Here is an 11,377-nt window from a genome sequence, read left to right as displayed (position 1 = left end):
GGAATACCCCTCAATCTTCTTATCAAGTTCGTACTTTTCCCATATCGTCGATAATAACATGGACATCACTCTCCTAGGTTATCAATCAAGTAAACTTGATTCTATTATGTCCCAGAAGTATAAAATTTATACTAGAGTTATTCCAGAATCGAATCCTATGACTAAATAGTTGATGCATAAAACCCATTGGTATTGGTGATGTGAGGCGTTTTTTCAAACTGCAAACGTTCCCCGATTGCTTAACAGAGAATTGTACTCGATTTCATCACTTAGATCAGGAAATTGAGGAGCATCGATTAGATTATCCCACTATCGCTCCGATTTAATGGAATAAGAGTTTATGATCTGCTATAAATTCACTTACATTAAATGTTTTGAACAATTATATAAGGAACAATCCCAATTTCCATTAATATTTTCTAAGATGGTAAACGATGTATTATCTATATAAGTTGTTTGAAACCTACTGGGAAGTAATTTTTGCAATGTTAAACCGATTAAAGCACCATGACTCACTATTAATATTCGCTTGCCGTTATATGTATGGACTATATCCTTAATAAATTCAATTCCTCTTTTACCTACTTCTTCAAAACTTTCCATCCCTAGGTCTTTGTCACGCCAATTGCTTCCCCACTTTTCCAGGCGATCCTCTTCTGTCGTTCCTTCAATTTCCCCGCAATCTATTTCTCTAATTCTTATGTCATAATGACTTATAGGTAAGTTTAGTTTACTCCCAATGATTTGTGCAGTTTCAATTGCTCTTGTTAAATCGCTTGAAATAATGACATCCCATTTTCCTTCTTCTCGCAGCCTAGCGCCAATATTTGTAGCTTGTTTTCTACCTAATTCGTTTAAAGGAATATCTGACGTGCCTTGTGCTTTACCAAGATTATTCCACTGCGTAATTCCATGTCTAATTAGCCCTATGGTTGTCATTCTATCTATCTCCTTTTACTCTTGCTTCCCTATAAACGCGCAATTATATCTACATAGAGCGCTTACTTCTTTTTAAGCAAACGCTCCGATTTAATGGAGCAAGTGGACAATTCAATGGCCCCCAATATTAAAAAAATCATGAGAACCGTCCCCAATCATTAGTTTTACAAATCTATATCCTGTTATATCGCAACCAAAAGATTTGTAAAGTTTGCGTGCCTTTCCCCTCTCTTCGCTAATGCTACTCAGAAAAAATATGAAATTTGAATCTATACTCAAAGATCATTTTCTATATACTTAATCAATGCTTTAGCGATACCTTGATCACGATATTCTTTCTATGTAACATTAAACAGGTTTGTTTATTAGCTTCTTTTACGATTAAAAGGTAATGCTTTGCAATGCGATTCGAGGAGTAAACCAAACTGTGTATGGTTCTTTTTTATCTTTTGAAATTATAAGTAACGTATTTTCTTTTCTTTCTATCTTAATTACGTTCATAAACTTAAGTTCAATAAGTGCCTTATCATTATGTGCATTAATTAAATCTATTTTACATCGTTGTTCATGAATCGATACAAGCATGAGTAAACGGATACCAACATCATCCATTTTATTTATCATGAATATTCCTTGTTCCTTCTCATATAAATAATCAGGTTCACATTCAAATAACTCTATTAAATCATAGTCATCAACTTTAATACCCATACAAATACTCTCCTTAAGATTTTTTATGGACGGTTACCAATTTCCCATCAGGTTTTAAAACAACTTTAATATTATCATGTATATAGTAGAAAGTATCACTATCACCTGAAGGAGAGGTTCTTATCTTTAAGTTTATCTGATATGTTAAAAAATCGTTGACTGAGTTGGCTGAACGATTAATGAAGATCGATCTTCAACCTCTACTCTGCTATGATATTACAGAACTACTCCGAGGTTGTTGATTAACAAATTAAGTAAAAATCGAACTTTTTTACTGACACCTTAATTTCGATATTAATTACTTACTTTCTTTAGTAAAGCTCATAGTGGCTATATATCCCGTAGCAATAATACCACCAAGACTCAGCTCCTCATAACTATGAAAAAGAAACGCCGGGAGGATAGAAGTTGGGATAAACCAGGAAGAAGCAAGATAAAGTGATGGTAAACCAATAAGGGTTAGCTTTTGCAAATTCACCCTCCACTTACCAGTTTTGTTGTATTCTTTTATTAGTAAAGGGAGACCTAGATATCCCCCAATAGATAGGTAGCTTAATGCTGCAATAATCTCCCAGGGAAAGACGTTAAAGGTTGCCCGCTGCTTGCTATCAAAATAATCATTCAGCTCTCCTAAGACAACTAATAACACAATAAATCCAGTCATATAGAGAACGTAGTGCCAACGAAATTTCATTATATCCCCCCAAAACTTTCAAAATTTTCTCTCCTCAAATAAAAAGGCAAATCAGACTTCACTTTAGCCTAATCATCCAAAGAAATACTCCTAGAATTGATTAGAATGCTTACTTCTTTATTCAGCATTTGCTCCGAGATTACAGAACAAGGAATATACTCATTAAGATCTGCTAGTCCTCTGCAGCTCTCTTTTAATCTCACGTAGTTCCTCATAAATCAAGTATAAAGTCACAATAATGACTGTAATAAAAAAACCCAAGGGACCTAAAAGTGATGTGCCTAAAATACCAAAGAAAAATGCTGTGATTGCTGCTGTAATGTATTTGCTCAAATTAAAAGCCCCCATATTTTTTTTATAAACATACTTCTAAAACGCCAAAAATTACTAATCTTATTACAGATAAGCTCCGAGTTTGCGGGAGACTTGAAATCGAGATATCTCCGAGTTTAACTTGTTCCTGATAGTGAGGACCCAAATCATGATACTTAAATATTTGTGATTATTTCTTACTTCTTCGTTCTAAAAGTATAGGTGCTATATTTAGTAAGATAGAAACAATTGTCAAAAACCATAATGCTCTTTCCATACCTGGTACTACATCCAGTAAAGCTGCCCAGTCTTCCACTCTTACCCATCGAGATACAAGACTGTATTCTGCACAAAGTGTTAATGATGTAAATGATAATCCCATCGCCATCGCAAGCTTATAATCCTTTCCTGCTGCATACAAAGAAAGGTTTATAACAGTTACTACTATGGCAATGACCCCTAATATTGCCCACATTACTATACCTCCATATATATTCACTTAAATTCTAACCCTTTTTACTTATTAAAGATTACTGCTCTGCCAGTTAAATAGGTTAAACCACTGATATTACTTGTGCTTATGTAATAAAGGGCTAATGGGCTAATGGGCTAATGCTCTATTGAACAATCGCACCCGTTAGTTTAACTACTCAAACTATTTCTGTTTTTTCTTTCTTGAAAATACCAACCAATAACATAACGAGTCCTACTGTGAAAATAAAGGGGAAAATATACCACATTATCAACCCTGCCCAACCACTTCCTACACTGACTGCATAGGTTAACCCTATCGCAAAAGCTAAAGCTGGTGAAATTGGTACCATAAGAGCAATGCCCCATACCTTATATTTTTTATTTTTTGGTTTATCTATGCTTAGCAGAAGAGCTAGATACACACCTATAAATGCAATTACATACCCTATAACAATTGCCATTTTACCACTCCTCTCTGTTTTAATATCCTCTTCTTTCACTAGCCTGCTCCTAAACCTACATAGAGCGCTTACTTTTTATTAAGTAAACGCTCCGAGATTGCGGAACAACGTAATTAAGTAGTGTTTAAAAAGATTAACTAGTCCAAACCCAACCTTAATTCTTTAGATTCGTAACAATATTAACTACATCTCGGCGAGTTTGGCTTAAATACCAATTTGAATTTTCATTTAAGTCAATAGAGATTCTTTCTATTGAATCTATATCAGCCGGAAGCTTCTTAATAATATTCCCAAATGGAGAAATGACCATTGAGGAGCACCCCTGCTCAGGATGAGATATATTTGAAGAAACAAGAAATCTTTGATTTTCAGCTGCACGGCTTATTAAATGTGCATTCCAAACCAACAGATTATCTGAATTTGTTACGTTAGTTAAATAAAAAGTAATTTGCGAACCTTCCTGAGCTAAGGCTTTCCATTGCTCTGGAAACCTAATTTCTCGACAAAGTTGTATAGAAGCCGTAATACTTAAATCTCCCTGATGTAATCTAAAACAAGAAAGCTCATTACCAGATTGTAAATATTCTCTTTCATGGAAGGCTAAATTCACTTTCTTATAAATGAACCTAATTCTATGAGGCGCCATGTAGATTCCTGCATTGTACCAACTTCCTTTTTCAAGGATACATGATCCAAATATTAAATGAATATTTTTTTCATCAACGATTGATTGAAGCTGTTCTAATGACGACTCTATATGGAAGGCAACAGAAGAGTTCAGAAAAGATAAGCTTTCATTATACCCAGATAAGCAGCCTTCGGGCATGACTATAATGTCATTCTCTTTTGCTTTGGAGATCAATCTTTTCATTCTTACTAAATTCTCAAACACATTTAGAGTTGGAGAGAAATGTGTTAAAGCAATGGTCATTTTCAAACCATAACCCCCTTCGAAAGATTTTGCTCCCTAAAGCAGAAAATTGTATTATAAAGTAATTATGTTGTGGGTAGCTTTATAGCATCAACTATGACAGAAACAAAACCTAATTCTCCTTCTGCATTGCGATGATCAAACCTCTTTGAGCGATAGATAAACCCCTCTCTCTCATCCCAATTATTATAAATAAACTCTCCGTTTTCATTACAATATTCTAGTAAGTTAACTTCATATCCAGCCTCTTCAAACATTGATTTTAACGTTTTATAATTATGTACAATTTTATGACTCGCTGCTGGATGATCACTTGGACCAGGTCCTCCTACTTGAACTCCCTGTTGGTAATCCTTATCAGGAAAATAACCATCTGGAACGGCGCAACGAATGTAACCACTTGGTTTTAGATAGTTAAAGCAATTTAATGCGGCTGCCTTTCCTTCTTCGTATGTTAAATGCTCCCATACGTGTTCCGCTAAAATAGCCTCTATTGAATTCACTTTAAATCTGCTTTTCCAATGAACTTCATTTAATAAATCTAGTTCTGCTTCTTGAGTTTGAATCCAATCAGGATTATTCGAGTGTTCCCCTGCGCCAATAACAACTTTAATTGCTTCTCTTGTTTTGATTGTAGACATCCCCTTTGAGATTAATGGAATATATCACATTCTATACATTTATAGGTAATACCTTGTAATTCAAGTGTTTATCTCGAATTCGAGTCTTCTATTAAACTGCCCAATTTCATCAGTAAAGAATTCCCATTTACTCTTCGCTATCGACCTATAGTACTAAGATGAAGCAACTACAAGTGACTTCTAAAAATCAAATACTTACTATGGTTAAAAGATGAACCAACAAACTATCCCTACTATAATTATCAAAAACCCTATTTCTCTATTAAAAAATTTAAGAACAAAGCCAACTATCATTCCTAAAATACATAACCACTTATAATCATAGTTAGGTCGGATATACTCAGAAATGTACCCTACCCAAGTACTAACTATAAAAAACACCACAACTGATATAATTATTATATTAATAATTATATCTAACACCTTTAAAAACACCTTCATTCGGCTCCCCCTTAATACCAATTATTTCAAAATGGCGAGCATAACTCAATCCTTTATTTCAGACAAAAGAAGACTATCTTATTTCAGATAAGCTCCGATATAACGGAACAAAGAAAATATATTCATTTAAACCATAAAGGTTTTACTAGCTCAAAATTTTTGTGATCTTCAAGTATATTATAAATTCTTCCAATCATTTCATCTACTTGATCAGGAGTAAATCGTAACGACCAAACTACTGACCATTGCATTATAAATTGAATACAGTGACCAAAAAGTTTCTGGTACCTCTTCGTTAAAATAACCTTTAATTTGTCCAGTGGAGAACGGCACACTTAACTCTCTTTGAAACAAAGCTACTTTTACAAAGTCATGAATTGGATCACCCCAATCAAAATTATCAAAATCAATGACACCTGCGTATTTATTGTCTTGAACAATGATGTTCCCCAAGTGAAAATCATCATGTTGAAAATGATTAGGACGATCTTTTAACCAGTGTTTACTTCTTTCTATAAAATCGATAATTTTTTCGTCATTATGTATTTTAATATCACAGTGTTTGTACGCTTCTAGATATCGATAATGTTTTGCCATAGCTCTTTCATACCAAGATCCCAATGATAATGGTGCTTTTAAAAAGTGCATCCTAGATAGTTGAATTCCAGCGTCAAATCCAATCCTTAGTTGTTGATGATTATTCAGTTCATCCAATAGTTCTATACCATCACTACCTTCAATAAAGGTATAAATGCTATAACAAATTCGCAATTCATTATTAATCCCTAAATCAATTGGTTTAGGAGATTGAACATTTAAATCACAAAGCTTATTTAATATTTGAAATTCAGCTTTTTTCCTCTCATATCTTTCCAAATCACTTATTCGCAATAGATATTTTCTGTCATGAAAAGAAACTATGTATTTTTCATCTAAAGAATATCCTTTATTTAATTTTTCAATCTTAGAAGCATTAGCTAAGCAGCTCACTTTTTTTTGCAGAGTTAGAAGAACATTATCCACGTTATCACCTCCACCTTATTTTTATATTTACTTTTCTCCTGTTGCTAAATAATCGCTCCGAGATTGCAGTATAAGGGAGTTATTTTAAAGTTGCTTTAAATACATAACTTACTTTGTCATAATCCATCTTATTTTCATAAAAACGGTGTGCATCTTTACGCTGTAACCCCGAAGATAATGCAACACTTTCATATTTATTTTCTTTTGCCCAATTATGAACATAGGTAAGTAGTTTCTCACCGTATCCCTTTGAACGCTCATTATCGTTTGTAACTAAATCACAAACCCATACAAACCTACCGTAATAAAGGGTGGTCATCGGCTTAAATCCAGTTACTGCAACTATTTCTTCTCCATTGATTAGGGCAATCATTTTATACCTATCTATTTCTTTTGCCTCTAATACCAGGTCGAGATATGTATCTTCATCTAGGTGAGCTCTTAATTGCTTCATTACTGGAAATGCTTCAATAATTTCAGCCTTTGAGTGTAGTTCTTTTATCCTTAAAGCATCCATTACTCTATTTCCCCTTTTTTGTAAATTTGGACTAATTGTATCATAACTCCCCTGCCGTTTAATTCCAATTATTCAAAACCCATCCACATACTCAACCCTTTTCTTGAAAGAAAAGACGTAATCCCTCAGTGGGGAATTACGCCCGATAAATGAAGATCGTTCTTCAACGTTTACGCTGCTATTATATTGCACAATTGCTCCGAGATAATGGAAGAAATACTTTCTACATCTACATTAATCACGCTGTCTTTTACCTATGTTATAACCAGTAATAATCCCTATTATTGTAAGAAATAAAATATCCTCTTCAAAGTCATTGAAAAATACCCCATATAATGCCCAAACTATTATAAAAGTAAATATTGAAATAAATAATCCTTTCATCTTCATTCCACCTTTTATACCTTCAATTCAATATCTAAAACTCTATTCCAATTGTTTCAAAGGAGCGTAAATAACTCAATCATTTATTTTACAAAAAAAGCCTATCCTATTACAGATAAGCTCCGATTTAACAGAATAAAGAGTGGTAACTTTGAATTATCTTCTTGTATTATAACTTTTCAACTTATGTTTTGCCCTAAATATCTATATTTAACATTTATGGTAAAATGTTAATATGATTTATTTTTAAAATAGAGGGGTGTAATTTTGTCTGATAAGATTCTAGATATCTTTAGTCAATACGAATTAAAAGCAAGAATCTTTCCTGGATTAATAACAATTGCTCCATTTAGTCTAACTATCTTAATTTGGTATCCAGAACTTATTAGTTTTGAATCTAGTTTTATTACAATATTTATATTAATAATCATTTTATTTTTTTTAGCCAAAGTTGCTAGAGAACGGGGGAAAAAATTACAAACCCAACTACTAAAAGAATGGGGGGACTTTCCTTCAGTAATTTTCCTTTCTCATACAGATAATACAATTAATAATCAAACTAAGAAGAGATACCACAATTTCCTAAATGAGCATATTGATGAATTAAACTTACCCAATAAAAAAGAAGAAATTAAAAATCCTGCATTATATAGAGAGCAATATAAATCTGCAGTCGATTGGTTACTTGAAAAAACTAGAGATAACACTAAGTATTCTTTACTTTATCAAGACAATATTAACTATGGTTTTAGTAGAAATATGTTGGGAATTAAGCCGTTTGGAATATTTTTCGCTATGTTTTCATTGGCTATCGACCTATTTGGATTATACCAATCACATAGTTTCAACCTTTTAGAATCACCACTAAAAGTAATAATTTCTATATTTTTAAGTGTTTTTTTTAGTTTACTTTGGCTTTTCTTTGTAAGAAAAAAGTGGGTTGAAAGTACTTCTAGGACATACGCAAGAACATTATTAGCTACCTGCGAAAAAATCACTTGAAAGCCTCAAAAATAAGAGGCTTCAAGTGATTTTTTATAAATTCAACGTTCCAATATAGTTTAATCCCTCGAAACTTTCTATAGTTTCGTAGTCTAAATAATTAACACTATATGTTTCATTTCTAACATGTACGTGTACTTTATTAGTTACACATTCAAATAGAATATCTCCAGTGGAATTTTGCGTCATTTTATTGTAACCATCATAATAATCTAAATGTATAGATGCAGCTTCTCCGATCACTATTAATTTTGGTTTCAACTTGTCAAGAATAGTTTTAGGGATTTTCCCACTCTTTCTACCGTGATGTGGTGCAAACAATATATCAATACTAGGCCAATCTACATAGTCTTCAATTTTTTCCATGAAATCTTTCTCTAAATCGCCCATCCATAAAGCGGTGACCCCATTTTCTAAACCATATTTTATTATTGCTGACGTGTTATTAGGACTATCACCATTTTTTACTTTTGATAGGACCTCTTTATAATCTGGATTATTTATATCTGGCCACAATATATTTATTCCAGAACCACCTCTATCATCGTCACTAATATTCATCCATTTTCTACTACAATCTTTTTGAATGTGAAAAGCTTTCTCTGAATCTCTTAATTCACAGTATTTAATAAAATCTTTACTAGGGTCTTTTTTTGTTGCTTCATTCTTTACACAATAAAAATTACCTATTCCCATTCTTTCATCAAGATATGTTATACCACATATATGATCTTCATCTGGGTGAGTAGATATAAATCTTTTAATCCCCTTGTCTTTTGATTCATCAATTAGCTCATCAACAATATCAGCTTCATTTCTATCAGAAAGGTTACAATCAATTATTGTAAAATTATCTGATCCATGTTTTATATAAAACATATCTCCGCAATCTACAGAAAATGATTTAATTATACTCAATAACCTTACACCCTCCATCATTGTTTTATTATCAACTTAGCATAAAAAGGTTTATTTTTCCATTAAATTCATAAAATTGGGTGTTTATTTAGCGGGAATGTCAAATCTGCTTATTCAACAATCCTGCCCTTTAATTGAACACTACATCTTCCACACAACACCTTAATTTTACCATTTCACCACACAAATTTACTCGCAATTTTCCTATACATTTCCATAAATCATTCGTGATGCGATTATATATTAAAAAAGTAGTCCATTTAAAAGTACAAATAAAACTTTTGTACTCCTAAACTGAACTACTTTGAACTTCTATATTATTCTATTGGTGTGTTTTCGCAATCACTTCAATTCAGCTAGCCTGTTTCATTTCATATTCTACTAGATAACGATTAAAGTAATCGTCTGTTTCACTCTTAATGACTTTATATAGTAGTAGCAAAGCAATTAAGTTAGGAATCATCATTAGAGCGTTTGCCATGTCTGCGAATGCCCAGACTGTGGTAAGGTTTGCGACGGTTCCAACAAAGCAAGCAAGGATATAAACCGCTCCGTAATAAACTGTTACTTTCGTGCCTACCAAATATTCGAAACATTTATATCCATATACATACCAACCAATGATGGTAGAGAAACCGAAGAAAATAACTGAGAACGTCACGATATACTCTCCGATTAGACCAAGGCTTGATCCAAATGCTGCGGTTGTTAGTGCCCCAGCTTCAAGAGTTGGATCGTGTACCACTCCAGAAAGGTCTCCACCTGTTGGATCCCAGAAGCCTGTCATAATGAGAACAAGTGCTGTCATTGTACAAACAACGATCGTAACGATAAACGTACCTGTCATCGCTACAAGTGCCTGTCTCACTGGATGTTCTGCTTTTGCATTACCTGCAATAAGTGCTGCCGTACCAAGACCAGCTTCGTTTGAGAAAATTCCTTTCGATACGCCAGATCTTACTGCTTCCATTACAATAACACCAGAAAATCCTCCTACTGCTGAAATAGGTGAAAAAGCATAGGTGAAGATTAATTTCATTGCTGGAATAATTGAATCGACATTTAGGCCAATAATAATGAGTGATCCTACGATATATAAAACAGCCATAATTGGCACAAAGAAACCAGCTACTGAACTGATTCGTTTCACTCCGCCAAATATGATGAGTGCAGTAAGAACTGCAAGTATCACTCCAGTCACCCAACCGTCGATATTGAAGCTTTCATCAACAACACTTGCGATTGTATTGGACTGTACACTGTTCCCAATTCCTAATGAAGCAATCGCACCAAATAATGCAAAGGAGATTGCAAGCCATTTCCATTTTGGGCCAAGTCCTCTTTCGACATAATACATAGGACCACCCGCATATTCGCCACGGTCATTTTTCACACGATACTTCATCGCAAGTAGGGCTTCCCCATATTTCGTAGCCATTCCCAGCAACCCTACAATCCACATCCAGAAAATTGCACCAGGTCCGCCAATGGTAATGGCCGTAGCTACACCAGCAATATTACCATTTCCGATTGTAGCAGCAAGTGATGTCATTAACGCTTTATAATTACTTACGTCACCTTCAGCACCACTATCTTCTTCCTTCTCCTTTGAAAAAGCTAGTTTGAACGCATAACCAAGTTTGCGAAATTGAAGTCCTTTAAGGACCATTGTCAGAAATACGCCTGTTCCAAATAACAGAATAAGGCTAGGCGCTCCCCACAGAATAGCATTAATTTTCTCTAGCGATTCTAAGATGTTCATTCTCTCTCTACCCCTTTTTGTTAACGCTTTCAACGATCAACCTTTATCACATTATCATTCCTAAGATATATTCGCAATTTCTACTCACAAAAATGGTGATATAGTCACTATTTAATTTTTACTATAGTTATGTAGAAATGACAATTAGTAACTTTCTCCAAGCGAAA

Annotated in this window: 12 protein-coding genes and 1 pseudogene; 1 reads left to right on the top strand and 12 read right to left on the bottom strand. The window is 33.6% G+C overall.

Annotated features, from left to right (window positions below):
- Positions 1 to 360: 360 nt before the first annotated feature.
- The 10 genes and pseudogenes from FBF83_RS20185 to FBF83_RS21020 form a co-directional block, all read right to left on the bottom strand.
- Complete coding sequence (locus FBF83_RS20185; RefSeq protein WP_136948890.1) at positions 361 to 939, bottom strand: histidine phosphatase family protein; 579 nt, start codon at positions 937 to 939, stop codon at positions 361 to 363.
- A 381-nt stretch (positions 940 to 1,320) separates the two neighbouring features.
- A complete protein-coding gene (locus FBF83_RS20180) occupies positions 1,321 to 1,650 on the bottom strand; it encodes a hypothetical protein (protein ID WP_136948889.1) in 330 nt (109 codons plus the stop codon).
- A 298-nt stretch (positions 1,651 to 1,948) separates the two neighbouring features.
- Positions 1,949 to 2,344, bottom strand: a complete 396-nt coding sequence (locus tag FBF83_RS20175; RefSeq protein WP_136948888.1) for a hypothetical protein — start codon at positions 2,342 to 2,344, stop codon at positions 1,949 to 1,951.
- 502 nt (positions 2,345 to 2,846) lie between these two features.
- The gene (locus FBF83_RS20170) at positions 2,847 to 3,131 is read right to left on the bottom strand and encodes a hypothetical protein (protein ID WP_136948887.1); all 285 of its coding nucleotides are present in this window, start codon (positions 3,129 to 3,131) and stop codon (positions 2,847 to 2,849) included.
- Positions 3,132 to 3,306: 175 nt separating this feature from the next.
- Positions 3,307 to 3,630 carry a hypothetical protein gene (locus FBF83_RS20165; protein ID WP_240688160.1) on the bottom strand — a complete coding sequence of 108 codons (324 nt, stop codon included), beginning with the start codon at positions 3,628 to 3,630 and terminating at the stop codon, positions 3,307 to 3,309.
- Positions 3,631 to 3,745: 115 nt separating this feature from the next.
- The gene (locus FBF83_RS20160) at positions 3,746 to 4,522 is read right to left on the bottom strand and encodes a carbon-nitrogen hydrolase family protein (RefSeq protein ID WP_240688161.1); all 777 of its coding nucleotides are present in this window, start codon (positions 4,520 to 4,522) and stop codon (positions 3,746 to 3,748) included.
- A 65-nt stretch (positions 4,523 to 4,587) separates the two neighbouring features.
- Positions 4,588 to 5,163: a class I SAM-dependent methyltransferase gene (locus FBF83_RS20155; RefSeq protein ID WP_136948885.1), complete on the bottom strand. Its 576-nt coding sequence runs from the start codon at positions 5,161 to 5,163 to the stop codon at positions 4,588 to 4,590.
- A gap of 563 nt (positions 5,164 to 5,726) precedes the next feature.
- Positions 5,727 to 6,627, bottom strand: a pseudogene (locus FBF83_RS20150) (aminoglycoside phosphotransferase family protein).
- Between the two features lie 79 nt (positions 6,628 to 6,706).
- Positions 6,707 to 7,144, bottom strand: coding sequence for a GNAT family N-acetyltransferase (locus FBF83_RS20145; RefSeq protein ID WP_136948884.1), 438 nt, complete (start codon positions 7,142 to 7,144; stop codon positions 6,707 to 6,709).
- A 234-nt stretch (positions 7,145 to 7,378) separates the two neighbouring features.
- Positions 7,379 to 7,528: a hypothetical protein gene (locus FBF83_RS21020; protein ID WP_169525660.1), complete on the bottom strand. Its 150-nt coding sequence runs from the start codon at positions 7,526 to 7,528 to the stop codon at positions 7,379 to 7,381.
- A 267-nt stretch (positions 7,529 to 7,795) separates the two neighbouring features.
- Here FBF83_RS21020 and FBF83_RS20140 point away from each other — a divergent pair, with 267 nt between their 5' ends.
- Complete coding sequence (locus FBF83_RS20140; RefSeq protein WP_136948883.1) at positions 7,796 to 8,530, top strand: hypothetical protein; 735 nt, start codon at positions 7,796 to 7,798, stop codon at positions 8,528 to 8,530.
- 33 nt (positions 8,531 to 8,563) lie between these two features.
- Here FBF83_RS20140 and FBF83_RS20135 read toward each other — a convergent pair whose 3' ends face one another.
- Together FBF83_RS20135 and FBF83_RS20130 are read right to left on the bottom strand one after the other, a co-directional pair.
- Complete coding sequence (locus FBF83_RS20135) at positions 8,564 to 9,448, bottom strand: hypothetical protein (protein ID WP_136948882.1); 885 nt, start codon at positions 9,446 to 9,448, stop codon at positions 8,564 to 8,566.
- A gap of 352 nt (positions 9,449 to 9,800) precedes the next feature.
- Positions 9,801 to 11,210: an alanine/glycine:cation symporter family protein gene (locus tag FBF83_RS20130; RefSeq protein ID WP_169525658.1), complete on the bottom strand. Its 1,410-nt coding sequence runs from the start codon at positions 11,208 to 11,210 to the stop codon at positions 9,801 to 9,803.
- Between the last annotated feature and the right edge of the window lie 167 nt (positions 11,211 to 11,377).

It is taken from the genome of Guptibacillus hwajinpoensis, from assembly GCF_005144865.1.
In the GTDB taxonomy this organism is placed as follows: Bacteria; Bacillota; Bacilli; order Bacillales; family Guptibacillaceae; genus Guptibacillus; species Guptibacillus hwajinpoensis_A.
The sequence above is the reverse complement of the archived record's forward strand: the minus strand, read 5'-3'. Positions and strand labels throughout refer to the sequence as shown.

Bases quoted from the DNA above. Each gene is read 5' to 3' on its own strand.
- FBF83_RS20185 (WP_136948890.1), bottom strand. From the start codon at position 939: ATGACAACCATAGGGCTAATTAGACATGGAATTACGCAGTGGAATAAT.
- FBF83_RS20180 (WP_136948889.1), bottom strand. From the start codon at position 1,650: ATGGGTATTAAAGTTGATGACTATGATTTAATAGAGTTATTTGAATGT.
- FBF83_RS20175 (WP_136948888.1), bottom strand. From the start codon at position 2,344: ATGAAATTTCGTTGGCACTACGTTCTCTATATGACTGGATTTATTGTG.
- FBF83_RS20170 (WP_136948887.1), bottom strand. From the start codon at position 3,131: ATGTGGGCAATATTAGGGGTCATTGCCATAGTAGTAACTGTTATAAAC.
- FBF83_RS20160 (WP_240688161.1), bottom strand. From the start codon at position 4,522: ATGACCATTGCTTTAACACATTTCTCTCCAACTCTAAATGTGTTTGAG.
- FBF83_RS20155 (WP_136948885.1), bottom strand. From the start codon at position 5,163: ATGTCTACAATCAAAACAAGAGAAGCAATTAAAGTTGTTATTGGCGCA.
- FBF83_RS20145 (WP_136948884.1), bottom strand. From the start codon at position 7,144: ATGGATGCTTTAAGGATAAAAGAACTACACTCAAAGGCTGAAATTATT.
- FBF83_RS21020 (WP_169525660.1), bottom strand. From the start codon at position 7,528: ATGAAAGGATTATTTATTTCAATATTTACTTTTATAATAGTTTGGGCA.
- FBF83_RS20130 (WP_169525658.1), bottom strand. From the start codon at position 11,210: ATGAACATCTTAGAATCGCTAGAGAAAATTAATGCTATTCTGTGGGGA.